The organism is Streptococcus jiangjianxini (assembly GCF_040225085.1).
GTDB classification, from domain to species: Bacteria; Bacillota; Bacilli; order Lactobacillales; family Streptococcaceae; genus Streptococcus; species Streptococcus jiangjianxini.
The window spans coordinates 47042-72655 of record NZ_JBEHGL010000013.1 but is presented as its reverse complement, the minus strand read 5'-3'; the positions used below and the strand labels follow the sequence as shown (position 1 = coordinate 72655).

25 protein-coding genes and 1 pseudogene are annotated in these 25614 nt (G+C 35.9%); 8 read left to right on the top strand and 18 right to left on the bottom strand.

Features of this window, described 5'->3' with window-relative positions; all coding sequences use genetic code 11:
* Nucleotides 1-641: 641 nt before the first annotated feature.
* From ABP870_RS07040 to ABP870_RS07010, 7 genes are all read right to left on the bottom strand, one after another.
* Nucleotides 642-830, bottom strand: coding sequence for a hypothetical protein (locus ABP870_RS07040; protein ID WP_350014744.1), 189 nt, complete (start codon nt 828-830; stop codon nt 642-644).
* A 120-nt stretch (nt 831-950) separates the two neighbouring features.
* The gene (locus tag ABP870_RS07035; RefSeq protein WP_350014743.1) at nt 951-1619 is read right to left on the bottom strand and encodes a CPBP family intramembrane glutamic endopeptidase; all 669 of its coding nucleotides are present in this window, start codon (nt 1617-1619) and stop codon (nt 951-953) included.
* The gene (locus tag ABP870_RS07030) at nt 1616-1843 is read right to left on the bottom strand and encodes a hypothetical protein (RefSeq protein ID WP_350014742.1); all 228 of its coding nucleotides are present in this window, start codon (nt 1841-1843) and stop codon (nt 1616-1618) included. The genes ABP870_RS07035 and ABP870_RS07030 overlap by 4 nt, the downstream gene beginning before the upstream one ends.
* 333 nt (nt 1844-2176) lie before the next feature.
* Nucleotides 2177-2323 (bottom strand): hypothetical protein, encoded by a 147-nt coding sequence (locus ABP870_RS07025; RefSeq protein WP_350014741.1) that lies wholly within the window; start codon nt 2321-2323, stop codon nt 2177-2179.
* Nucleotides 2324-2336: 13 nt separating this feature from the next.
* Nucleotides 2337-2489 carry a hypothetical protein gene (locus tag ABP870_RS07020; protein WP_350014740.1) on the bottom strand — a complete coding sequence of 51 codons (153 nt, stop codon included), beginning with the start codon at nt 2487-2489 and terminating at the stop codon, nt 2337-2339.
* 36 nt (nt 2490-2525) lie between these two features.
* Entirely contained in the window at nt 2526-3239 is a 714-nt protein-coding gene (locus ABP870_RS07015) for a CPBP family intramembrane glutamic endopeptidase (RefSeq protein ID WP_350014739.1), read from the bottom strand.
* Nucleotides 3240-3342: 103 nt separating this feature from the next.
* Nucleotides 3343-3549 carry a ComC/BlpC family leader-containing pheromone/bacteriocin gene (locus ABP870_RS07010; protein ID WP_350014738.1) on the bottom strand — a complete coding sequence of 69 codons (207 nt, stop codon included), beginning with the start codon at nt 3547-3549 and terminating at the stop codon, nt 3343-3345.
* A gap of 1388 nt (nt 3550-4937) precedes the next feature.
* Between ABP870_RS07010 and ABP870_RS07005 the strand changes: the two genes are divergently transcribed.
* The 3 genes from ABP870_RS07005 to ABP870_RS06995 all read left to right on the top strand — a co-directional run bounded on the left by ABP870_RS07005 (nt 4938) and on the right by ABP870_RS06995 (nt 8709).
* On the top strand, nt 4938-7088 hold the full coding sequence (locus tag ABP870_RS07005; protein WP_350014737.1) for a peptide cleavage/export ABC transporter: 2151 nt from the start codon (nt 4938-4940) through the stop codon (nt 7086-7088).
* A 9-nt stretch (nt 7089-7097) separates the two neighbouring features.
* A complete protein-coding gene (locus ABP870_RS07000) occupies nt 7098-8423 on the top strand; it encodes an HlyD family efflux transporter periplasmic adaptor subunit (protein ID WP_350014735.1) in 1326 nt (441 codons plus the stop codon).
* A 148-nt stretch (nt 8424-8571) separates the two neighbouring features.
* Nucleotides 8572-8709 carry a bacteriocin class II family protein gene (locus ABP870_RS06995; protein WP_018380440.1) on the top strand — a complete coding sequence of 46 codons (138 nt, stop codon included), beginning with the start codon at nt 8572-8574 and terminating at the stop codon, nt 8707-8709.
* A gap of 77 nt (nt 8710-8786) precedes the next feature.
* Here the strand turns inward: ABP870_RS06995 and ABP870_RS06990 are convergent, their stop codons facing one another.
* The 6 genes from ABP870_RS06990 to ABP870_RS06965 form a co-directional block, all read right to left on the bottom strand.
* Entirely contained in the window at nt 8787-10121 is a 1335-nt protein-coding gene (locus ABP870_RS06990; RefSeq protein WP_350014733.1) for a sensor histidine kinase, read from the bottom strand.
* A complete protein-coding gene (locus ABP870_RS06985) occupies nt 10118-10861 on the bottom strand; it encodes a LytR/AlgR family response regulator transcription factor (RefSeq protein ID WP_350014732.1) in 744 nt (247 codons plus the stop codon). Before ABP870_RS06985 ends, ABP870_RS06990 begins: the two co-directional genes overlap by 4 nt.
* 162 nt (nt 10862-11023) lie before the next feature.
* Entirely contained in the window at nt 11024-12385 is a 1362-nt protein-coding gene (locus tag ABP870_RS06980; protein ID WP_350014731.1) for a sensor histidine kinase, read from the bottom strand.
* A complete protein-coding gene (locus ABP870_RS06975; protein WP_350014730.1) occupies nt 12385-13122 on the bottom strand; it encodes a response regulator transcription factor in 738 nt (245 codons plus the stop codon). Before ABP870_RS06975 ends, ABP870_RS06980 begins: the two co-directional genes overlap by 1 nt.
* On the bottom strand, nt 13119-13466 hold the full coding sequence (locus tag ABP870_RS06970; protein ID WP_350014729.1) for a LytTR family DNA-binding domain-containing protein: 348 nt from the start codon (nt 13464-13466) through the stop codon (nt 13119-13121). The genes ABP870_RS06975 and ABP870_RS06970 overlap by 4 nt, the downstream gene beginning before the upstream one ends.
* A 581-nt stretch (nt 13467-14047) precedes the next feature.
* Nucleotides 14048-14182 carry a hypothetical protein gene (locus tag ABP870_RS06965; protein WP_350014745.1) on the bottom strand — a complete coding sequence of 45 codons (135 nt, stop codon included), beginning with the start codon at nt 14180-14182 and terminating at the stop codon, nt 14048-14050.
* Between the two features lie 300 nt (nt 14183-14482).
* Here ABP870_RS06965 and ABP870_RS06960 point away from each other — a divergent pair, with 300 nt between their 5' ends.
* The 4 genes from ABP870_RS06960 (at nt 14483) to ABP870_RS06945 (ending at nt 17868) form a co-directional block, all read left to right on the top strand.
* Nucleotides 14483-15469: a bile acid:sodium symporter family protein gene (locus ABP870_RS06960; protein WP_350014728.1), complete on the top strand. Its 987-nt coding sequence runs from the start codon at nt 14483-14485 to the stop codon at nt 15467-15469.
* A gap of 378 nt (nt 15470-15847) precedes the next feature.
* Nucleotides 15848-15979 carry an SPJ_0845 family protein gene (locus ABP870_RS06955; protein ID WP_350014727.1) on the top strand — a complete coding sequence of 44 codons (132 nt, stop codon included), beginning with the start codon at nt 15848-15850 and terminating at the stop codon, nt 15977-15979.
* Nucleotides 15980-16150: 171 nt separating this feature from the next.
* Complete coding sequence (locus ABP870_RS06950) at nt 16151-17056, top strand: permease (RefSeq protein ID WP_350014726.1); 906 nt, start codon at nt 16151-16153, stop codon at nt 17054-17056.
* The gene (locus ABP870_RS06945; protein WP_350014725.1) at nt 17053-17868 is read left to right on the top strand and encodes a TIGR03943 family putative permease subunit; all 816 of its coding nucleotides are present in this window, start codon (nt 17053-17055) and stop codon (nt 17866-17868) included. Before ABP870_RS06950 ends, ABP870_RS06945 begins: the two co-directional genes overlap by 4 nt.
* 40 nt (nt 17869-17908) lie before the next feature.
* Here the strand turns inward: ABP870_RS06945 and ABP870_RS06940 are convergent, their stop codons facing one another.
* Nucleotides 17909-18742 carry an aldo/keto reductase gene (locus ABP870_RS06940; protein ID WP_350014724.1) on the bottom strand — a complete coding sequence of 278 codons (834 nt, stop codon included), beginning with the start codon at nt 18740-18742 and terminating at the stop codon, nt 17909-17911.
* A 330-nt stretch (nt 18743-19072) separates the two neighbouring features.
* Here ABP870_RS06940 and ABP870_RS06935 point away from each other — a divergent pair.
* Nucleotides 19073-20381: pseudogene (locus ABP870_RS06935) on the top strand (APC family permease).
* A 240-nt stretch (nt 20382-20621) separates the two neighbouring features.
* Here ABP870_RS06935 and ftsY read toward each other — a convergent pair.
* The 4 genes from ftsY to ABP870_RS06915 all read right to left on the bottom strand — a co-directional run bounded on the left by ftsY (nt 20622) and on the right by ABP870_RS06915 (nt 25447).
* Nucleotides 20622-22334, bottom strand: coding sequence for a signal recognition particle-docking protein FtsY (gene ftsY, locus ABP870_RS06930; RefSeq protein ID WP_350014723.1), 1713 nt, complete (start codon nt 22332-22334; stop codon nt 20622-20624).
* A complete protein-coding gene (locus ABP870_RS06925; RefSeq protein ID WP_350014722.1) occupies nt 22321-23157 on the bottom strand; it encodes a Cof-type HAD-IIB family hydrolase in 837 nt (278 codons plus the stop codon). The genes ftsY and ABP870_RS06925 overlap by 14 nt, the downstream gene beginning before the upstream one ends.
* Before the next feature lies 1 nt (nt 23158).
* A complete protein-coding gene (locus ABP870_RS06920) occupies nt 23159-23947 on the bottom strand; it encodes an HAD family hydrolase (protein ID WP_350014721.1) in 789 nt (262 codons plus the stop codon).
* A gap of 741 nt (nt 23948-24688) precedes the next feature.
* Nucleotides 24689-25447 (bottom strand): MBL fold metallo-hydrolase, encoded by a 759-nt coding sequence (locus ABP870_RS06915; protein ID WP_350014720.1) that lies wholly within the window; start codon nt 25445-25447, stop codon nt 24689-24691.
* Between the last annotated feature and the right edge of the window lie 167 nt (nt 25448-25614).

Genomic DNA, 25614 nt, shown 5'->3' with positions numbered 1-25614 from the left:
TTGTATTCATAATGAATACCTCCTTGATCTATCTCATATTGTGGGTCGCGACCACGTTTTTATTGTAACTCACATTTGGTTATTTTTTTATTAAAATCCTAAACGGTCACCGAAACGTCCTAAATGGGAAAATTCTACCGTTCGAGAAGGAGCCTGATAATAAAATCAATTGCATAGTAAATTAAACTAACAACCAATCTTATATTTACCCCACACTATCAATAATTGAGTGACTAATAAAATTGAGATAACTTATTTAGGTGTAATTTTCTGACAAATTTTCTTATAAATGATGAGATTAACTAAGTAGATAAGGAGGAATAGCCCCCAATGTATGAAACTATATATACCAAAAGTTTCTCTAATATAATAAATTAAAGGTGCCGAAACTAGTATTTGTATAGCAATTATAAGTATTTTTTTCATAAATACTTCCTTCAATAACACCTAATTACTGGAGCTGGATTCCAAGCAGAAGGATAACTACAAGTAGGTGGTCTAACTGGCCCCTTGCTACTACTTTTTATCCCCTCTCCAATCACACAAAAAATATCAAATACTGAACAAACTTTCCCACAGACAATAGTTTCTAATTCTGCTGATTGTAATTCTACCTGTCTCATTTTACTTATTCCTTCCTATTATTTAATATTAATACAGTGCCATTTTTTAGGATTTTTCCGACAGCTAGCCGTAGCTTCATTAGCATAGTATGAATAAACCCCACCTATCAAGAACCATAATAAAGATGCTCCTCCATCACCACCTTCTACAGTAGCAAGATCAGCAAAGTTCAAATCGTTAAATTTTTCCATTGCTTTTGTATTCATCTGAATACCTCCTTATTTTATGTTGTGTGTCGCGACCACATTTTTATTATAACTCACATTTGTTTATTTTTTTATTAAAATTCTGAATAGTTGTTTTTTTTGTTCTAAATGGTAGAAAGTTTATCCCACCATCTTAAGAATAACAATTAAGAGCTCAAGCAAGGGGACAAAGCTATTCCACAAAATGTGAAGTCCAATGGCATAATAGATAGACTTTGTTGCCTTAAAAACAAGAGCAAAAATAAGTCCCATAACAAAATAACAGAGGAAATCTGTCAACGACAAAACATGCAGATGAGCTAAACTAAATAAGGTCGAGGATAACATAACATCAACTCCTCTGGGTAAAGATCCTCCTGGTCCTTTAATGACAAATAAACGATACATGATTTCTTCATTCACAGGACCAATTAAGCAAAGGTTGGCATATAAAACAGGTACAAATAAAGTATTAGCTTTAGCAAAATCCACCATCAATCCCTCTTGGTTATGAGTTAGTGGAAAGTTATCTCTCACGAAAATCCCCCATGCCAAAAGAAGGCAAAAGGCAGCCAGAGTTAGCATGATATTTTTCAGGTTCGGAGACCTTAACTTCAATTCATCAGCCGATAAATGGGACTGAATTGCCCTAAAGCAAAGAAAAGCAATGCTGCTTCCTATAAGAATCCAAAGTGACCAGTTAACTTCTAAACTAAATGTAAATGTTCTAAGTACCTTACGAACCATCAAAGGATAGACGGTTACTAATATAAGAGGTAATAAATAGTGTGTTCGTCTTGTTGCTTTCATTTTTTATTGTCTTTCCATTGATATAATCCTGCCATATAGCAAACAAAGAACAATAATCCTAATCCAAGCACTGACACAATATTGAATGATAAATGATTGCCCATGAAAACCATTAAAACCATAGTTACTGGAATCACTGCTAACAAATATTTTTTATGCCATTTTGGTACTATCCATGTTTGAATGACTAATAATACCAATAAAGTTATCGTATCTATACTCAATTAAAAGTCTCCTTTTACTCATTATTTTACTTTTGAATTATTTTTTCTTAAAAATATCAAGATAACATAACAAATTAGTTTTCTAGCAACTAAGATATCCCATATCACTCAAAAATTTAAAATTATTACATATTTTCTACTTATCTGGGATGTAACTTTAGATAACTTTTTAAAAAGAATTTTAAGTTCTCATTTTCTAATTTCGCTAAATGTTAGACTGCTTCATATTTATTACCTGCTGACAAAAGTTTATAAAAATCCCAGTTTTATCAATAAAGCTGGGATAGATATTTCTTTTTTCCTTACTGTCCTAAATTATAAGCAGATATCTTTTTATTGACCCATTAAACCTTTTACGATCCCTTTTACTGAATCACCAAGATCTGCTACCTTTTTTGAGACCTTTGAGAAAAATCCTTGACCTCCTTCAACTTTTTCTAAAGTATCAATAGGAATTTCTCTAAATGTATTTTTTTTCATTTAATTTTACTTTCTATTTACATTTTAAATCTTCTTTAGTAATAGGTTGATTCAATAGTCTTTTTCTAAAAATTCTACCTGCTATCAACTCCGCACAGTAACTCTTTGAATCACCACCTACTAATTCAGATAGTTCATTTTGTGTTAATGTAAAAAATTTTTTCATATATACCTCTATTTTATTTATTACCTAACTAAAAATTTAAGTGTTAAAAATTATCATCATGAGAAATATCACACCGTTATATATTGAATGAAAAATCCATGTTGATTCAATGCTTCGAAACTTCCAATAAAGAAAGCCAAAGAATAAACCGGAAATTAATTGTACATTTATCTCAAAAGTATAAAAATGAACAAAAGAAAAGACAACAGCTACAAGGATAATACTCAACAAAGGAGAAAATCTCTTTGATAATTTTTCCTGTAATATACCACGAAATAGTGCCTCTTCAAAAAATGGCTGAACAATAGCTATTAGTAATATCTCTAAAACGTTTATGAATGGGTGTTTGTCCCAATTTAACACTGTTGGTACTGGAGTCACTGTAAGTGTGATTGTTTTAAGATACACTAAGATAAGAAAAATAAGATAAAGTATTAAAAAACCAAGAAGATATTTTGTAAAAGTTTTTCTTAATGAGCTATCCAACTTAAAAATTGACATGGTTAACGGTGTACCAGACCAAATAGAAAACTTTCTGATGATATAAAATAGTGCCAGATACATCATTACAAAGGCAACTAACTTGACAAGTATCTCTGGTATATAGCTCTGTTCTCGAAAAGTATCATCTTTGATAATGAGTGCATATGGCAATTGTATCAGAAACGTTAAAGATATAAAACCTAAACAAAAAAATATACTTTTTTTAAAGTTTAAGATTTTATCATTAATCCTAAATAAACTATCCATAGTCACACTTTAATAACAGGTCCCTTTCCGCCACCTTGGATTACTGCTAATTCATCATCACTCAGATTATAATTTTTTATCATATCAACTTCTCCTATTATTTTTAGCAAAAATCAACTCTTCCACAAACCATTCTTTTCCCTTTTTTTATGGTCTTATCCGCAAATTTTCCTGCATCAATAATCCCATTTCTAATACCTTTTCCAGTATTGTAAATCATTTTGGAAAATTCATCTTTTGCTCCACCATTTATCTTAGATAAAGTTTCCAATTGTATTTCTTGAAAACTTGTTATTGTTTTTGTATTCATCTGAATACCTCCTTATTTTATGTTGTATGTCGCGACTATATTTTTATTATAACTCACATTTGGTTATTTTTTTATTAAAATCCTGAATGGTCGTTTTGATGTTGTGAATGGTAAGAAAATATTAGCCTATAGCATCTTTACTAGAAAAATGATAACTAAAGTATAGAAAGAATACTGTTCCACAACATAAAAATATCAATCACAGAATAAATAGAATTTATTTCCTTAAGAATAAGAGAAAAGAGTTCGTCTTCCCACCCCCGAACAGTTGAATAGCTATGTTTCCAAGCGTGAAACGCAAACGAAACTGCCATTAAACCACTGCGTTAGGATGTTAAAACGAACTCTATATTGAGAGGCTGGACTTTTTGCCCGAACTCTTAAAAAAGATAGACTACAAAACGTTTAGTATTCTATTGTTATTCTTGTTATAAAATTAAGCCAAATCTTTTTTCATTTGAGTTTTTAACTTCTCATAGAACTTTACTGGAATACAAGCTAGAAGTCCAGATATGAGCATCAAAATAAACACTAAGCTAGATGACACCGAGTAATCAGATAAGGCTGAATATATGACTTGCCATGTCGCAAACCAAGAAAAAATATTAAACCATCTTTTCAAAAACAACATAATCCCCTCCTTAATTTACGATTGTTAATTGATATGATACTGAATAAGAAGTATGGTTTGTTTTAGAATCAGTAACTACCATTTTTATTCTTTTACCTTGATCAGCAGCCTGCTTTACTTTTGAAAGATAAGCTGGCTTGACGAATCCAGCAAGGGAAAATATTTTACCCGCACCAGGAAAAGCTAAATTAACAAGATAACCCACCGCTGAAGCAGATGCCTTGCCTACTCGTTCACCTTGCCTTATCGACTTGGCCCAATCTCGTACCTATTGTTTTGACAAAACTTTACTCATAACAACATATCTACTATCAGCATACACTATTTGAGATCTACTAGACAAAAAAGTATGTGTTCTACCAGTAAAATCAGCAATTATTACTAACATTACAGTACTAAAAATTAGAACTTTTTTCAAACATTTACTCATTAAATTTTCACCTACCTTAATAAGAAAAATTACCAAAAATTATAGTTTGTTATAAAATCTCATATTTCTAATTATAAATACTCTTTTTCGTAATTTTTCACCTCCTTGATCTATTTTATATTGTATGTCGCGACCACATTTTTATTGTAACTCACATTTAGTTATTTTTTCATTAAAATACTGAATGGTCATTTTTTTGTTCTGAACGGTCATTTTTTTACCGTTTAAGACCTTATTTTTACCATTTAGGATTTTTTCATTTTCATTACTTTATTTTTGATAGTATTAAATAGCTTACGATAAATTAAAAATATTAAAGGAGTTTTAATGTCAACATATAAACGAACTTTTATCCCTCAGGTTGATGCTAGGGATTGTGGGGTGGCAGCTTTGGCTTCTATTGCTACTTTTTATGGGTCTAGGTACTCACTCGCTCACTTAAGAGAACTCGCTAAAACCAATAAGGAGGGCACTACTGCTCTTGGTCTTGTCAGGGCTGCTCAAGAAATCGACTTTGAAACACGAGCCATCCAAGCGGATGCTAGTCTCTTTGAAATGGATGATGTTCCCTATCCTTTCATCGCCCATGTCAATAAGGAAGGAAAACTACAACACTACTATGTTGTCTATCAGGCTGGCAAGAAAGGGCTAGTCATTGGTGATCCTGATCCTAGTGTCAAAGTCACTAAAATGTCCTACGATACCTTCCTTTCTGAATGGACTGGTGTTGCCTTATTTATGGGACCTAAACCATCCTACAAGCCCCATAAGGATAAAAAGAATGGCTTGACCAGTTTTCTGCCCCTCATTTTTAAGCAGAAAGCTGTTATTAGTCAGATTGTCATTGCTAGCCTCCTTGTGACCATCATTAACATTGTTGGTTCTTATTATCTACAATCCATTTTAGATGATTATATTCCCAATCACATGCTATCCACGCTGGGCATTATTTCTGTTGGATTGATTATCACCTACATCATCCAACAAATCATGACCTTTGCCAGAGACTACCTCCTCACTGTGCTCAGTCAGCGTTTGACGATTGATGTCATTTTATCTTATATCAAGCACATCTTTAACTTGCCCATGTCTTTTTTTGCGACTAGACGCACTGGGGAAATTATCTCACGTTTTACTGATGCCAATGCCATTATCGATGCACTAGCTTCAACTATTCTTTCCCTTTTCCTAGATTTCTCTATCGTCATCATCGTCGGAAGTGTCTTGTTACTTCAAAACCCCAACCTTTTCTTTCTCTCCTTAGTTTCCATTCCCATTTATTTGGGGATTATTTTTGCCTTTATGAAACCTTTTGAACGCATGAATAACGATGTCATGCAAAGCAACTCCATGGTTAGTTCAGCTATTATTGAGGATATTAATGGGATTGAAACGATTAAGTCATTAACTAGCGAAGAAATTCGTTATCAAAAGATTGACCGTGAATTTGTCGATTACTTAGACAAATCCTTTACCTTAAGCAAACTGTCAACCCTTCAATCAGCCTTGAAGCAAGGCGCTCAACTCCTTCTAAACGTCCTCATTCTCTGGTTGGGATCAGACCTTGTCATTAAAGGAAAGATTTCCGTTGGTCAGCTCATCACCTTTAATACCCTGTTAAGTTATTTCACTGACCCCCTTGAAAATATCATCAACTTGCAAACCAAGTTGCAATCTGCCAAAGTTGCCAACACACGTCTCAATGAAGTCTACTTGGTTGATTCCGAATTTAAAGACCAGACCTTTGAGACCGATCCTGCCACACTTATAGGGGATATTGTTTTTGATCAGGTCTCTTATAAATATGGTTTTGGACGAGACACCTTGTCTGATATTACCATCACCATCAAGGAAAAAACAAAAGTTGCTCTCGTAGGTATTAGTGGCTCAGGCAAAACAACTCTTGCCAAGATGATTGTCAATTTTTACGAACCTTATCAAGGGACTATTCGCTTGAATGGCACGGATCTTAAAACGTTGGATAAGAAAGTGCTACGACGTCATATCAACTACTTGCCTCAACAAGCCTATATTTTTAATGGCTCCATTCTTGAAAACCTCACCCTAGGTATCAAAGAAACCGTTAGCCAAGAAGACATCCTGAAGGCTTGTGAGATTGCAGAAATCCGTCAAGACATTGAGCAGATGCCCATGGGCTATCAGACCGAACTCTCAGATGGAGCCGGCCTATCTGGTGGTCAAAAGCAGCGCATTGCTCTAGCTCGTGCCTTGCTCACAAAAGCACCAACACTCATTCTTGATGAAGCTACTAGTGGGTTAGATGTCTTAACTGAGAAAAAGGTCATTGACAACCTCTTAGCCCTTGATAAGACCATTATCTTTGTCGCTCACCGCTTGAGTATCGCCCAACGTACGGAGAAAGTTCTTGTTCTAGAGCAAGGAAAAGTTGTCGAAGAAGGCTCGCATAGAGACTTAGTCAGACGACAAGGGTTTTATTATCATTTATTTAGTAAATAAGGAGAATTTATGAATCCGAATCTTTTTCAAAGTGCTGAATTTTACAGAAGACGCTACCAAAATTTTGCGACCTTACTGATTTACCCCTTACTCCTATTAGTTGGCTTCTTAGGACTCTTTTCTTTAGTAGCCAGGAAAGAAATTAGTGTTTCAACGATTGGTGAAATCACACCAACCAGTGTCATTGCCTCGATTCAATCAACTAGTGATAATCCCTTATCAAGTCATCACCTCGAGGAAAATAAAGTCGTCAAAAAAGACGATGTCCTCCTAAACTATTCTGAGACGATGGATGAATCTCAGAAAACGGCTCTAGAAACTCAATTAGCCAGTGCTAAACGGCAAAAAATTGGTCTTGAAACCTTGAAAGCCAGTTTAAAGCAAGGGGTTAATTTTTTCATTGATGATGGTGTGGATGAATTTGGCTATTTGAATACTTATAACAGTTTTATGCTTAAAGTAAAGGAATTGGAACCTAAAACGACACCATCACAACCCTATGGGAATTATCCCTACCCTAGCCAAACACCACAACAAGATCAGGGAATTCAAGTCCCTCAGACGCCAAATCTCCCCTCTAGTCAGCCAGATGTCGCAACAGGAATACAGGAACAGACCCCTCAAATCCCATCACAACAAGCACCGCAAACGGCTATGACTTCTTTTAGATCTGCAAGAGGAAAGTTATTAACGTATCACACGCCTAAAAGTACAATTAAAGAAATCCTCAGCCACAGCCGAGGTAAGTTTATTTTAACAGAGAATGCCTCACAAAACGGTCAATCACAAATTGATATTCTCCGAACGGAGTACATCCAAAAAACGGATGACCAGTTGACAACTGTTACCAATCAAATCGCGGAGCTTGAGGGAAAACTCCAACAAGCAGATGTTCAAGTTCAAAATAACACGATTAAAGCGCCGCAAGACGGTATTGTTCACCTCTTAAAACATCTATCTAAAACGAGCATCATTCCAAAAGGGACTGAGATTGCGCAGATCCTTCCTGATATGAGTAAGACGAGGAAAGTCACTATTACTTACTACGTCAATTCCAGTGACATTGCGACAATTAAAAAAGGACAAACTGTCCGTCTCAGATTAGATAAAGTCAGCAATCAAGATTTGGTGGTTATTGGTAAAGTCAGAGCTATCGACGCTTCTTCAACTGAAACCAAGGAGGGAAATCTTTTTAAAGTCAAAGCGCAGGCAAAGATTTCAGAAGCTGATAGCCGTATTCTGAAATATGGCATGCAGGGAAGAGTGACAAGCATTATCGGGAAAAAAACATTCTTTAATTATTACAAGGATAAGATTTTGAATGATATACAATAAAATCGATACTACTTACTTAAATCATATTTAACTTGAATTTCTTAGTTTTTTATCCATTCAGAACAAAATAACAACCATTCAGGATTTTTGGTTATAAATAGACAAATCTAGTTTATACTTAACATTATTACGAAAAGGAGAAGCAATAATGACTCATTTAAAAACGTCTAAACAATTCAAGGAGCTTAGCGAAAAAGAATTAGCTGAAATTGATGGAGGAAAAGGTAAGAGTATCTTTAAAAAAATTCTTGATATTATTCATAAAACAGATTATAAAGCACGTTAGAAAGTTGAGAAGCTAAATCAATTGAAGAAAAAATAGAGAGCGATGTAAAAATTGGTCATTTAGTAGAAATCCGATTTTTACATCGCTCTCTTTACTCTCTTTTTTATTTTTATTGTTTGAGTAAAATAGTAATTTTGTGATTTTGTTTCTAAAACAATATGTGGATATTTTCCAATAATTGAAGAAACATTTGCTAGTCCGATCCCTCTACCGTATCCATTTGAACTAAAGCCTAATTCAAAGAGCTGTTTGACTTCAATCCTCTCTTCCTTTATCGTGTTTTCAACTAATATTATCTGTTGTGAAACTGTTTCGAAAAAAGCTAATTTTAATATTTTCTTTTCGGATTTTAAAGCAGCTTCGATTGCATTATCTAATAATATTGAGATTATCGTAACACAATCAATCATTTCAATATCCTCTACATCAATTGTAGTAGGAATTTCAATAGACGTTACTACCCCATTTTCCCTAGCTTGTGTCAACTTAACGGCAAGCAGACTTTTTAATGAATCATTTTTAACATTGATTAATCGTCCAATGTCATACTTGGTATTCTTGAATGGTTTATCTGTGTCTTTTATCGTCTCCTGATAAATGGATTCAATGACAGTAAAATTTTTCTCTTCAATTCCGATAGCTAACGTTCTTAAGATATTCAGGTAATCATGTCTAAAACGTTTAATATCAATATACAAATCTTCAATTTGCTTACTGTATTCTTTTAAATTTTGAAGTTGTAAATCCTTTTGAAACATCAACTCTTCTTTTAATTCAATCTGCATTGATTTATCAAGACGATTGATCATGGTCAAAAAGAAAACAATATAAATAAAAACAATTGAAGCTTTGTAGAGGTCGGTATCAACGCCTACACTTTGCACAACGTATTTTATTAATATATAGTATGAAATCATACTAACATTAATAATTATTAAAAAGCGTCTCTCTTGTGCGTTTAATTTAGCAAAGTACTCTGTTTTAAAATAATAATTAAAATATTTCAAAAAACAATAAGAGATAATTGTTGATGATATAGAAAGGGAGATTGAAATAATGACACTCCGATTAACATCTTCATAACCCATCTTAGCTAAGGGGATAATAAAATAGATCAAACCAAGATAAATAATATGATGTAGCGTTATCGGAAAAAGTCCCCTAAATATCTGTAAACAAGCTTCTAATTTTCTATTTAATAAAAAAGAAACACTTAAAAAATAAAATGGAGTGACCAATTCAAAAAAGAAATTCGGTAAAAAAAGAAATAGTATTGAAAAGATTATGTATTTTCCTAAAGCAATTAGTAAACATTGCCATAATGTAATTTTTTTGTCCTGTGTAAATGCAAAGAGAAAAACAAAACACAGTGTGTCAATGAACTGAACTAAAAATTGAACTAAATCGGTCACACCTCTCTCCCTTCTTTCACTATTCTTTTCAACTCTTTGACCATTGTTCTTGAAATAATACAAGAACTACCGTCACTAAAGTAGGCTGCTCTTTCTTTAGTGTTGATTTTACTGATATTTTTCGGATTGACCACATAAGACCGATGACACTTGATGAAACGTTTTTCTTTTTGTAGGATTTCTTGTAATTTTCCTGTAAATTCAATGCGGTCTGTGTTGGTGTGGAGAATTAATTTATGAGGTCTTGGGGAGGTCTCGATGTAGTTGATTTTAGCAAAGGGGAGTTGGACCTCTGTGTACTCCATCTCATAAACAAAGTAGTCCTCCAAATCTACTAGCTCACTACTCTCGTTTATTTTTTCTAACAAAGATGTCAGCCTTTGCTTCAAGTCTTCTCTGGAAAGGTCCTTGTCTAAATAATCCATGGCACCGACTTGCAGCTGGAAGACAAGTGGCATCATTTCAGTATGGGTCGTGATAAAAACGATTGTAGCTAAGGGGTCCTGCTCTCTGATAGCTTGTGCTAACTGTAAGCCCGCCTGCTCATTTTGGTGAATCTCGATATCTAACAGAAAAATTTGCTTCTGTCCCTTACCAGAAATAACTGATAATAATTTTTCCGGTTCATCAAAAGAAAAGATGGTACTGCTTTTAAAATCTTTTGTCACCAAGATTTCCTCAACCAAAAATTCTAAATAGGATTGCTGGAAAAGGTCATCCTCTAATATATAAATGTTCACTGCTTCTCCCTATTCATAGTAACTAATGCCAGTTTTGCTTATTTTCATCTCAAGGCGAGATTGGTAACTAATTTTCTAAATTAAAATCAACTAATTTTATCTTTTTTTTAAAACACTCGTCAAAATATTTTTTACCACAGCCTCATCTCATCATTAAAAGCGTTAACTATTATAATGTTTAATTTCTAAGTTTTGTGCAAATATATAATTGTGACTAGTCGTTTTTAATGAAATATTAGGATATTTATTTATAATTTGATGTGCACTATATAGTCCTACTCCTCTTCCATTACCTTTGCTACTTACCCCAAACTTATATATATCCTCAATATTTAGTGATTCATTTTTCATAGAATTTTCAATGATGAATATTTGTTTATTTCCTTCAGAAAAAAAGGCAATATTAATTGATGATACGGTTGCATCTAAAACAGCATCTAGAGCATTATCGCATAAAATGGAAACTATCGTAATAAAATCAATTAAATCCATTCCCTTAGGTTCAATTGCTTCTGGAACCTCCAAACTAATGGATACATTTTTTTCAGTAGCTTGAATAAATTTGGCAGCAAGTAAACTTTTTAAGGCTGAATTTTTTATATTCGTTAACCTACCAATATCATATTTATGATCTTTCAATGTTTTATTAGAATCCTTGAGAACAGATTGGTAAACTTCATTAACCGCATCAATATCCTTACTCTCTATCCCCAACTTCAAAGTCGTCAAAAGATTGGCATAATCATGGCGAAAACTACGAACTTCCTTGTAAAGTTCCTCAATCCGCTTGCTATAAGTTTCCATATCTTTTAATTGTAACTCTCTTTGTAAAATTAAATCTTTTTGGACTCTCTCACGCAAACGTCGATCAAGTATATTTATAATTCCTATAAAGAGAATCAATAACAAGATAACTAAGAACTTTCTGTAGGCTAATGTTTCTAATGATTTTTCAAATTCTAAATATGTAAATATTTCTATCAAAATAAAGTATACAATCATTACAATATTTATGAAATTTAATAACTGTTTTTCGCCTGAATCCAAATTTTTTCGTTCTAAGATGGTAAAGTCATATTTTAACCATCTCAAAAATAGAGTACTCAAAAAGGCAGATAAGATATAGAAAAATAGCCAGTACTTTGTCGAATCAAGATAATCGTTTGTTAAACTAAAAACTGGCAAAAGAAAAAAAGAAATAGATCTATAAAATAAATTTCTCAATGTTATAGGAAACAGACCGTAAAAAATAAGCAAACTTTTTGGTAATTCCCTTAAAAAAAACAATGGTATTGATAACATCCCTAATGCTCGATATAAGTATGGGATAAAATTAAAATCAAGAAATAAAAAATTTTGCAAACTAGATGTTAATAACAAAGGCAATTCATATAAAAGAAATGCTATAAAAATCGTTCTAACAGAAAACTTGCGTTTACTTATAAATAAAAATAAAAATAGATCTAATCCAAACGCAATAAATACACCGAATACATCAAAAAGGAACTCCATTATTTCTCCCATCAATGCAAATCTGCTATGCTCTTCAGTAAAAGATCCATTTTATGACGTGCAACTAAGCACGTTGAACCGTCCTTTAAATAAGCAATCCGCTCATGTCTATCCACCTTGATAACATTCATAGGATTAATAACAAAAGACCTATGACATTGTAGTAATCGCCTATCCTGCTTAACAATATCTGATAAACTAGCCGTAAATTCCATGCGATCAACAGCCGTATGAAGGATGACGCGATGTGGACGTGGTGATGTTTCTATATAAAGCAAATCATTAAAAGGATACTGAATTTGGTTATATTTTGATTGAAAATAAAAGGAATCTTCTATCACCGTTTTACTATCTCTTGTCTGTGCGTATAGGATATTATCTTCAATACGCTTTTCAAAATCGACCGTTTCCAATTCTTTATCAATATAGTCTAAGGCTTTGATTTGATACCTAAACGACAAGGGCATAAATTCTGAGTGTGTGGTCACAAAAACAATGTTTGCGTAAGGATCTTTATACGTGATTTCCTTAGCTACTTTTAACCCTTTCATATCATCATTTTTAATTTCAATATCTAAAAAGAATAATTGATGGGCTCCCTTCTTTTTTGATGCTGCTAATAAATGGTCGGGCTTACCATACACTTCAACACTTTCAACGTCTAACTGATGTTTAGCAACAATCTCTTTAATAAGTGTTTCCATCCGTGTCTGTTGCGCAAAATCATCCTCTAATACAAAAATATTCATCTCATTTCTCCTTCTTCTTCTAACCATGATTGTAGTAGCTGCTGTTGACGCCTTCTCGAAAAAGGAACACGCATCTCATCTGGACTTTCCAAAATCAGTGTTCTTTCACTAAAATCAATTTCCCTAATCTTAGTCATATTAACTAAGCAACTTCTATGACATCTTACAAGATAACCTGAATAGCGTTTTTCTAACTTATTTAGATGATCGAAAAAGTCCATTATTCCAATATTTGTAACCATCCTCAGCTTATGAGGTTTAGTCGGATGAGTTGCCATATAATAAACGTTTGATAAAGGAATTTTTTGATAATGACGATTCATTCTAAAAACAATAGCTGTCATTTTAATACCCTCCTAAAGGAAAAATACCATAGAAAGAATCGCATTGAGTCAGTAAATCCTAAACGGTCACTCAAATTTCCTAAATGGAAACATGATAACTAAAAAAAGTATAGCAAAAAATAAGCGCTTTAGGAAAATAAAGTGAGAAAACAATCACAGATTTTCATAGAAATATCAATAAAAAGTGGACGAAATAATCGTCCACCCTATTAACAATAACCTTATTCTTTGAGAGGTATTACTTGCAGACTTTTCTCATATAAGTACATAAACTTTCTGGATTAGATGTTCCAAGTCCACCTAAAATAGTATCATGAGTGCAGGTTGCAATGGCTAATTGACACCTTATATCGTCTTTTGAATTAACTTTGATACTTCGTTACTTTCGACTTGCCATACGCGAGTACTGTCTACGTCTTTCGTTCCTTGTCTGAAAGCTAATTCATTTGACTATACTTGTTGCACCACTCAATTCTTCTAATATTTCGTTCTTTTATCATTCTCTATTTTTCATTAATGACCTGTAAAATACAGTAAAGAATAGGGTGTATTTATAGATGCAAAACTTAAAAATAATTGATCTAAAATGGTAGTTCATGATTAGTTGAGAATGGAATATCATCCTTATAAAACATTACTTTATCAACATCCTCTGATACTATGCTACTTAATATCATATGTTTGAATTCTTCCTTCGGTATTTCTGTATGGCAGATCCATCTCTATCCTGTCGTTGTAAACCAAGGACTTATTTTCAGATTTTTTTGATTTTTTTGAAAAATTACTTGATTTTTCTGAATAGTTAAGATATAGTATTAGCATTATCATAAAAGATTGGAGACACTCGTAATGACAGTTTCAAATACTAAAGCAGTCATTATTATTAAAATCAGGACTTAGCAGACGTCGTTTACCGATGATATTGCCAAGTCCTATTCGTCGTACGAGTGGACTTGCTTGTAGGCTTTCCACTCATTGTGGGAAGCTTTTTTGTTAGAAATATCAGGAGAATGATTATGACATTATTTTATAAATGCAACCAAGTTTTTAGAGATTACCTTTCTTATGTTGTCCTTGCTGTCGCTGCCATGGCATTGACTCTTCCTAACCTCTTTACATGGATTACAGCTTATTTAACACCACTTTTGCAGTTCATCATGTTCACTATGGGGTTGACTTTGACCATGAAAGATTTTAGCGAAGTTTTCCGTCGTCCTTCTCGTGTTATCTTTGTTGAAGTCCTCCAATTCTTCTTTATGCCTTTTTCTGGTTTTGTGCTGGCCAAGCTTTTCAATCTTCCTGATCAAGTAGCTCTTGGTTTGATTTTACTTGGGTCTGTGCCGGGTGGAACATCATCAAATATCATGGCTTATCTGGCTAACGGAGATGTTCCCTTGTCTATCTCTGCCACAGCAGTATCTACCTTATTAGCACCTTTGATGACGCCTGTTATGTTAACCTTTTATGGCGGTTCTTACTTTGAAATGAGCTTCACTGCTATGTTTATGTCAGTGGCTCAAGTCGTCTTACTCCCTGTTGTCGGTGGTATGATCCTCAATGCCTTCTTTGGGAAATACACCCAAAAAGTCAGTGTGGCAATGCCTACATTTTCATCCTTAGCAGTCTTAATGGTGCTGGTTGGAACAGTTGCTGTTAATCGTGATAATCTCTTATCAACGGGTTGGATCATCTTCTTGGTTGTTTTCCTCCACAGCTTATCAGGTTATTTTGCTGGAATGGGACTAGCCAAACTCTTTAACTATGACCTTGCTAGTCAACGCACTATGGCTATTGAAGTTGGACTGCAAAATACCTCACTTGCTGCTAGTCTGGGCGTGGCACACTTTTCACCGTTGGCTGCTCTCGCTGGTGCTGCTGGTACCATTGTCCACACCCTATGGGGAACCGTCTATGCTAACCTTTGTGCCAAAAAAGATGCTAAAAAAGCTCAAGTCAGCTCAACACAATCCTTCCAGTCTGAACAACTAGCAACTGCAAAATAAAAAAGAAGCCAAAACGTTTTTCGATAAGTTAAATTCGAAGGTTTTTGATAGGGATAAGCTTTTCAACTATCTTTACCGTGTGAAAGACTCTCGAAATATGCCAGTTTAGGACTGTATATCGCTCAAGAATTAGCGCAGCAACTCGATACTTTTATCAACGTTGATCCCCCAAAAGCTAAGAGCAGCCAGTACTCACTGGTAATTCCTCTTAAACAAGAGCCTAAAAAATCAGACTGACTAAAGAACCGTATTCCAACGGTTCTTTTCTTTTTAGACAATCAGCTGCTTCATCTACAGCCCATCTCAAAATATAATTGCTTTAAGCTAATCAAAAAAAATGATAGTATAATAGCAATACTAGAAAATCGGAGGTGCCTTATGGCTATTTCATATAAAAAAGACGAAAAGCTAGAAAGTCTGTTTGCAAGCTTTGCTAAACTGCCTGACAATATGGATTCAGATCCTAAAAAAGGAAAAAAAGACGATGAGCCAAAAGAAAACAACAACTAATTATCCTAAAATTGACCTTCTGTTTAATATAATACTTTGTGGATTTAGTGCATTTTTAACAGATATCTTACCATGGTCATTTTCTGTCAATGTTCTGATCATAATGGCATCAGCCTTTTGTTTAGGAATCCTTTTCCATTATCTTAAATCTTGGATGAAGTGAGGTTACTCATGTCAGTTTTTAATCAATTACCTGACAGTGTTCTACAATGGATGGCTATTTTCATGTCCATTATCATTGAGGCACTGCCTTTTGTTCTTTTAGGGGCTATTTTAACAGGCTTTATCGAAGTTTACGTCACCCCAGATAAAGTGACCAAACACCTTCCCAAAAATCGCTTTTTGCGTATTTTGTTCGGTACTTTCATTGGAATTATTTTCCCCTCTTGTGAGTGTGGTATTGTCCCCATTGTTAATCGTCTCATGGAGAAAAAAGTCCCCAGTTATACAGCCGTTCCCTTTTTAGCGACGGCTCCGGTGATTAATCCCATTGTTATTCTGGCAACTTATTCTGCTTTTGGAAATTCTTGGCAGTTTGTCATCTGGCGTTTAACAGGTGCTATTCTGGTGGCAGTTGCGCTGGGAATACTCTTAGCCTACCTGACAGATGAAAATATTCGGATGCCTTCAAAAGAAGCCCTGCATTTTCATGATTACAGTGGGCATAGCCATCTGAAAAAAATCTTTTACTCCCTGTCTCATGCCATCGATGAATTCTTTGATACCGGTCGTTACTTGGTATTTGGGACTTTGATTGCCTCTGCCATGCAAATTTACCTACCAACGCGCATTTTAACATCTTTGGCTGGAAGTTCTTTGACAGCAATCTTGGTCATGATGGTTTTAGCCTTTGTCCTCTCGCTTTGTAGTGAAGCGGATGCCTTTATCGGTGCCAGCCTCCTCTCTAGCTTTGGACCGGCACCTGTCATGGCTTTTCTGCTCATCGGTCCCATCATTGACATCAAAAACCTAATGATGATGTGGACTAGCTTTAAAAAAGGCTTTATCCTTCAGTTTATCGCGGTTTCTGCTGTTATCGTGTCCCTTTATTGTCTCGCCTTAGGAGTTTTTACATGATTCGATTTTTAATCTTAGCTGGCTATTTTGAGCTCAGCATGTACCTTTACTTGTCGGGTAAATTGGACCAGTATATCAACATTCACTATTCTTATCTGGCTTTCATTGCCATGATTTTGTCTTTTGTCTTAGCCGTGGTTCAACTCATCATCTGGATGAAGAATCTCAAACTCCATTCTCATTTGTCTGGAAAACTCGCAAAGTTGACCAGTCCTATGATTCTAGTATTTCCAGTTTTAGTTGGTTTACTAGTTCCTACTGTAACTCTTGATTCTACAACTGTTTCAGCTAAAGGGTATACCTTTCCAACAGCAGTTGGATCTGTCGGCAAAGGGGAATCTGATGATGGTACTACGGTACAATACCTAAAACCTGACACTAGCCTTTATTTCACCAAAAATGCCTATCAAAAGGAAATGAAGCGCGAATTAAAGGCCTATCAAAACCTTGATACTATTGAGATTACGAGTAAAAACTATATGGAGATTATGGAGTTGATTTATCTCTATCCTGATGTTTTTGCTGGTAAACAAATTTCTTTCGTTGGCTTTGTCTATAACGAACCTGGCCACCAGGGCTATCAATATCTATTTCGCTTTGGCATTATTCATTGTATCGCTGATTCCGGTGTCTACGGCCTATCAACAACCGGTAACACTGAGAGCTTTGATAACAATACTTGGGTCAAGGTCTCCGGTACCATTTCAACCGAATACAATAACCAACTCAAAGAAAACCTCCCCGTCCTTCATATTGAAGAGAGCCAAGAAGTTTCCCAACCAGACAATCCATATGTTTATCGCATCTTTTAATGTTTAATAAAGGAGTCCGATCCAGTATCGGCTCCTCTTTTTATTGAACGTCTAAAGGTACGCGTTTCTTTGGAGCAGGAAAGGCTTGATTAAGTAAGCCTAAATGGTCTTTATCTAAGGAAATCGACAGACAGTCGACGAGTTCCATCATATGTTTGACTTGACCAGTTCGCGGGATGGAAACCATGTTTGACTGAGCAAGCGTAAAACAAAGAAGGACTTGATAAACAGTTATGCCCAAGTCTTCAGACACTTGTTGGACAGCCTTATGACTGAATAATTGCCTTTTTAAATCCCCCGCTTGAGCAAGTGGACAATAAGCAATTGTCGGAATCCTTAGCTCATCTTGGTAAGGTTTCAAGTTAACTTCGATGCCACGTGAGCCAAGATGATAAAGGACCTCATTAGCTTGACAATGTTTTCCAAACTTGGTAGCCATTAAATCCTCCATGTCTTCCACATCAAAGTTTGAAACACCCCAGGCTTTAATTTTTCCCTTGTCTACCATACGTTCTAGTTCGTCAACCGTCTCTTCTAAAGGCGTTCCGCCTCTCCAGTGATAAAGATAAAGATCTAAATAGTCCGTTTTCAGTTCTCTTAAGGAATTATCCAAACTAGTTTCCAAATCAGTTTTATTAGCATGACTAGGCAAAACCTTAGATATTAAATAGAGATCTTCGCGGTTGTAGGGCCAAATAGCTTCTCCGACAAGATTTTCTGAGCGTCCATTACCGTACATTTCAGCTGTGTCGATGATTTTTAAGCCCTTGTCTAAACCGTATCTTAGAGCAGAAAGTTCCTCCTGACGCGATTCGGGGTTGTCTCCCAGATTCCATGTTCCCATACCTAATCTACCATAATCTAATAGTGACATCTGCTACCTCCCTTGGTGATCATTTTTAGTATTATTTTATCACATCAAATCCGTTCTAGGTTTGTCTTTCAATTATTGGAAAAATCTGTCAAAAACTTTCACTTTGTATCTGCCCGCTTATGGGTTATGCTAGAGTGTTGCCTTATTTAGAAAGTCTGTAAAAGGACAGCTCTTACTGACAATAGCAATGCGTTCATCCCTGAGGCTTTTTAGTCTGACTTCTCGAGTAAGCTGTTCGTAAATGACTGATTCTTAGAGGATTTTTCCATGTTAGCAATTAATCACACCTAAGCCAAGTCTAGCCACCACCAAGATGGCTTAGAAAGAACCATGACCTTTTTTCCAGCTTTGTCAACCGTCATGGGAACTGTTATTGGCGCAGGTGTCTTCTTCAAAGCAGCTAGTGTTTCTAGTACTACTGGTTCAGCTAGCTTACATCTTTTGGTTTGGGGACTTGCTGGTATCAGTTCACTTTGTGCTGGTTTAACAGGTGCTGAACTGGCTGCTGCAATCCCTGAAACAGGCGGAATGATTCCTTATATCGAGCGGGCTTATGGTAAGTTCTCTGCCTTTCTTCTTGGTTGGGCACAAGTCCTTATCTATTTTCCAGCCAATGTAGCGGCCTTAGCCATCATTTTTGCTACCCAACTTAAAAGCCTTTTTGACTTGCCGCCTAGTCTGACGATTCCAATCGCTACCCTTACTTCTCGATCTTTGACTTTAATCAACTTTCTAGGAGCTAAGACTAGCGGTGCTTTGCAATCAGTAACCCTAATAGCCAAGCTTGTTCCCATTGGAGCGATTATCGTCTTCGGTTGGCTTGCTGATACCAATGTCACTGTCAACCTTTTTCCAATAGAAACCAACACTCATTCTGGAGGGATTGTTACTGCTCTCGGAAATGGTCTTCTGTCGACGATGTTTGCCTATGATGGTTGGATTCATGTCGGCAATATCGCTGGTGAACTTAAAAATCCAGCTCGTGATTTGCCAAAGGCTATTGGTTGGGGGATGCTAGGAATCATGATGATTTATGGGCTGATCAACTTTGCCTTCCTTAACCATCAATTAGCTGGTAATGATGCTGCAGCCATGCAGGTTGCCCAATATTACTTCGGATCAATCGGAGGTAAACTCATTACCATTGGTATCCTGATTTCAGTTTATGGTACCATTAATGGCTACGTCATGACGGGTATGCGCCTACCTGACATACTTGCTATTGACAACATGTTGCCTTTCTCAAACCAATTGACTAAATTAAACAAACATAAGGTGCCCTATATGGCTGGCTGGCTACAAATCACTATTGCTATTGTCATGATTTGTTTGGGGGCTTTAACATGCTGTCTGATATGCTAATATTTGTCATTTGGATTTTCTATACACTTGTTTTTTCGCTGTTATCCGATTGCTTCAAAAAGAACCTGACCTTTATCGTCCATACAAGGTCCCATTCTATCCCCTTATTCCAATAATCGCCATTATCGGTGGTATCTTTATTCTCGTCCTAACTTTGAAGAACCAATTTCCACTTGCCTTAATGGGCATTCTTCTAACAGCCTTGGGAATCCCTATTTATCTTTATAAACAAAAGACTAATAAAGACAGAAACAAATCACCTGCGACCAAAGTCTGACACAAAACATAAAAAAAAGAACAATATAGACTTCTGTTTAACAGAAAAACTATATTGTTCGTTTTTTATAGTCTGATCAGGTGATATTCTTCAAAAATTAAAATCAGACATTGCTAACCTAACTTGATTAACTTGAGTTCTATCTGCATGGGTGTCGCCTGGTCTGTGCTTGATTTGCATTGAGTATTAATAAATATCGATGGTATGGAATCTCTAAAATGAAATGCTTGTTCTCAAAAACTAAATCAAGCCTTCTAATAAACTTTGCATGAAATTCTCGGAATCGAATGATCCGATATCATCAATTTTTTCACCAAAACCAATCAGCTTAACGGGAGTATCCAACTCTTGGCGGATAGCCAGAACAACACCACCTTTTGCCGTGCCATCAATTTTAGTCAAGACCAGTCCTGTTAGAGGCGTGATTTTCGAAAATTCCTTCGCTTGACTAAGAGCATTTTGACCAGTAGATGCGTCCAAAGCTAACAGCGTTTCGTGTGGCGCTTCTGGGACGACACGCTTGATAATACGACCGATTTTCTCAAGTTCTTTCATGAGATTATCTTTATTTTGCAAGCGTCCTGCCGTATCAATCATAAGCACATCAACATCTTCAGATAGGGCACGTTCCATCCCATCAAAAACAACTGAAGCTGGGTCTACTTTCTCTGGGCCTGTCACAACTGGTACATCAACGCGGCGTCCCCACTCAACCAGCTGCGCAACTGCCCCTGCACGGAAGGTGTCAGCGGCAACTAGCATGACTTTTTTACCTTGCTTTTTGTATTGGTAAGCCAGTTTCCCAATAGTCGTCGTTTTTCCGACACCATTAACTCCGACAAAAAGCATGACTGTCAAATCATCTTGGAAATTAATTTTTTCATTATAAATGCCATCTTTATCATAAATGTCAACCAGCTTCTCAATCACTACCTGGCGTAAATCGTCCGGTTTTTTAGCATTCTCGATGCGGGCTTCTTGACGCAAAGCTTCTGTTAACTGTGTGGCAACAGTGACTCCGACATCAGACATAATGAGCATTTCTTCTAGTTCTTCAAAGAATTCCTCATCAACTTTACGGAAATTCGCAAAGAACTCATTGAGACGCGCAGCAAAGCCTGTCCGCGTTTTCTTCAAACTACGATTATATTTTTCTTCAGTCGTTTCTTCGATTTCTGGAGTGCTTGAAGGAGCATTCTCTTTAGAGAGTTCCTCGATTTGGCGTGTTGGCATGGCATCAAAACTCAAGGTCTCACCACGCTCAGCAGCCTCAGCAACGGCAGCCTTTTTCGCATAGTAATCTGCCATAATGGATTCGAAACGAGGATTATTTGATTGTGAGGTTACGTCATTAACCGATACACTGCCTACTTCACTAGTAGAAACTTCGGATTGTATTTTATCGTGGTCAAGGGATGAGTCACTCTTCAAGCTTTGATGAGATGGCTCTGCCGAATCCTGCTTGTCCATGTCACTAGTTTGTTTTTGATCAAGATCAACATCTATCTCATCTTTCCAGTCAACTGATGGATCCTCTTGGTGTTTTGGAATAACCATGTCAGCCTTAACATCACCATCAGAATCAGTTTCGCTTGCATCTTCAAAAGAAAACTCATCTTTCCAGCTAACTGACTCTGAATCTTCTAAAGTAGGCGCCTCTTCAAGTTTTTCAGAACTGTCTTCACTGTCCTTAGGAACCTCGTCAAGTGCCGAATCAACTTGCGCCACAAAATCAGCTTCAGATGATTGGCTGATTTGAGCATCTTTTTCTGACACAATCATCAGGTTATCTTGATCGGATGACACATCCACCGCAAGGTCTTCTGAAACAGCCTCTTCTTCCGGTTGCTGAGACTCTATATTCTCATTTTCCTCTTTCTCAAATACTTCTTGATTGAGCTCTTGCTCTTCTTTTTTCTCTTTTTTTCCAAATAAACGATCAAATAATCCCATCTTTTTCTCCACTCAATACGTATTTTTCAATGGCCTCTGCCACTCCTGAATGATTATTGTCATTTTCGGTGATGGCTTTGGCTGTTTCTTTCACAATGGGGGCAGCATTGTTCATGGCAACGCCCAAGCCAGCCCAGTCAATCATAGTCAAATCATTTTCTTCGTCGCCGACGGTCATGACATTTTCTCGGTTAATGCCTAATAGACTACATAATTCGGCTAAACCAGATGCTTTGTGAACACCTTTAGGCATGATTTCAAAAATGATTTCTCGCGATTTGAAAGCTTCAAAATCATTAAAAATCATAGCCGGCATTTCCTTGATTTTATCATCCAGAAAATCCTTATCCGTCACAACAACTACCTTATTATAGATGATGTCTTCTGGCAAATCAGCCAATCGATCCAATTTTTTAAAGGTCAGTAAAGGATTGGCTTCTGAATAGCGCGATGGGCGACCTGGCTCAGACAGGCTGTAGACTGTCTCCTCACTCAAGATATCGACAGGCAAGCCCATCGTAGATAATTGCCGATAAATCGTAACTACCTCATTCCGCGACAAAGCTTGCTGCGCCAAAATATGACCGTCATTTCGCTGGATGAGACCTCCATTAAAAGTTACACTGTAATCCATAGGATGATTAAGATCTAATTCCTCTAGTAGATCGCCGATAGCTTTCAGAGGGCGACCCGTTGTAATCACAACTTTGACACCTATTTGAGTAGCTTTCTTGATAGCTTCTTTGTTAGCTTTTGACACCCTTTTCTCATCATCAAAAAGAGTATTATCCAAGTCTAAAGCAATCAATTTTATCTCTGTCATCTCAAACCAAACCTTCCAAATAACTTAAAACAGCATCTGTAGCATTATCTCCAATAACCTCTTCGGCTAATTCTTTAGCAGCTTCTACGGCATTTTCAGGTACGATAGCTGTCTGTGCAAACCCTAACATTTCCAGATCATTGTAATTATCCCCAAAAGCGAAGACATCGGCTGCTGATAAGCCTAGTTTACCACAAAGAACTGCCAAACCCGTTGATTTGTCATAGGCTTTGGGAATAATATCCATCCCATCAAAGCCAGTGACAACAGCTTGGAAATTAGCTAATTGACCATTTAACTGTTGCGAAAAATCATGAATTTTGTCCGAATCAAATCGAGCGGTTACTTTTAAAATCTTATCAGAGATATTATCAAGATCGGCACGCTGAACATTGGCATAAAAGTAATTTGCTCTTTGAATATAGTCATCTGAAGCATCTAAAGGCGCATAAGCTGCCTTCTCACCAGATAGCAGGTAACCTTGACAATCAGCATCAGCTCGCAATTCAGCTAAAATAAGCTGGTAATCCTCAGGTGGCATCTCAGCTTCAAAAATGACCTGCCCCGCGCATTCAACAATACAACCATTTTCAGCGATAAAGGCCATTTTATCCTCAAATTCATGAAACAATTGTTTCAAAGTCAAAAGAGACCTACCGCTAGCGGCTACAAAAAGATAACCTGCTTTAGTCAGTTTATCCAAAAGGACAGCAAATCTTTCCTTATCATAAGAACCATCTGGCCTTAAAAAAGTCCCATCCATATCGGACGCTACTATTTTTTTAAACACGTCATTCCTCCAACTACTCAATACCTATCTAATACTTAGTTAATTTCAAAAATAACTTTTTTGATCTTTTCTTAGGTAGCGCGGATGGGAGCAATCTCCTTCAGAGTTTCATTCCTAATTTTTAAGCCTAAGTCTCAAAAATTCCGTTATTAGTGACAGCAACTCTGTCACTAATAATACCACTACGGCGAAAATATCCTTTCAAGCTCACTTCGTTCGCTCTAAACTGCGGAAACTTATTTTGCTATTCGATACATCGTGTTATTTTTTGATTTTGGATGGGTATAACCATTTTAACTAGCTTTATAATCTCTACCATTGTACCAAAAAATCCGCTTACAAGGAAATATTAGAAGAAAAAGAGCTACGACAAACGCATAAAAAATTGCACCTATCCTAATTTTTGAGGCTCCATAATTTCTGTAGTGGGTAAACCTACCCTGGAGATTATAGGGCTTTTTGATGGCATACAAAAAGCCCATATGAGTTATAATGAAAAGCACTTAAAACAATCATTAAAAAGACTCATACGGAACAGCTAGATTATATCAAAGAATCGCTCGACATTAAAGACTCTAACATCACTTTTGAAAACGAATTTGGCAAGTTCACCACTCACAGAATGTATCATGTCAAGTTAAATTATGATGCCCCTCAATGCTCTACTTTTCTAATAAAGTTCTATGTCAAATATTATAAAATCAGTTTTTCTTGAATAAAATTTAGGAGAATAATAAAAATTTATAATTTGATTGTCTCTCCATTATTTGGAACGAAGAGTTGCGAGAGATGTTTTACCTCTTTAAACTTTCTTACATCATCACTGGTAATCAAAGCATGATTAACACTATCAAGATGCGAGGCAATCACTATTGCATTAGGAGCATCATTACAAACCTTTTCAACATCAGATAAATCCATAAGCAACCTACCAATAGGTGTGGTAGCTCCACAACAGTTCAAAATAATAACATCTGGCTGGTATTGAGTGATTGCTTCTTTTGTATTTTGACAATAGACCGTATCTCCAGCAAGATATAGTGTCTTCTCTCCAGGTGCTTCAAATACATAGCCACAGGCTTCACCCATTTTTTGAACAATTGTAGTATTCTCACCATGTATCGCTTTTATTTTATGAATAGTCACATTCCCAATTACAATAGACCCAGCATCAAACCATTTTGTATTATTAAACCCCATAGATATAATTGCACTTGCATCCTTCTTGTTCTGAGCAATAATCTCCACATCTTTGGGAAGATAATCTGAACTAAAGTGATCAAAATGTAGATGTGATACAAGACAGTAATCCACATCCTTTAAAGTATTTTCTGCTGATTCCGGCAGTTCATTCATCGGGCATTTAACATTCATCATCTCCTGACGGATAGCTTTTGCAGAAAATCCAGTTCCTTTATCCTGAAACCATGGATCAATTAAAAAGATAGTACCAGCAAACTTAATCTTAATTGTTGCATTTCTAATTTGCTGTATATACATAGCACCCTCCTAAATCAATTTTTTCTTTATTAGAGCATAGCAAAAAATTGCTACTGTAAACTAGTTTGTGTAAATAGAAAAAAAGAACTAATCCCATGACCTATTTTACTACATCTCTTATCGAAGAGCTAGCTACGGCTAACCCTTATCATTTAGCAAGAGAAATG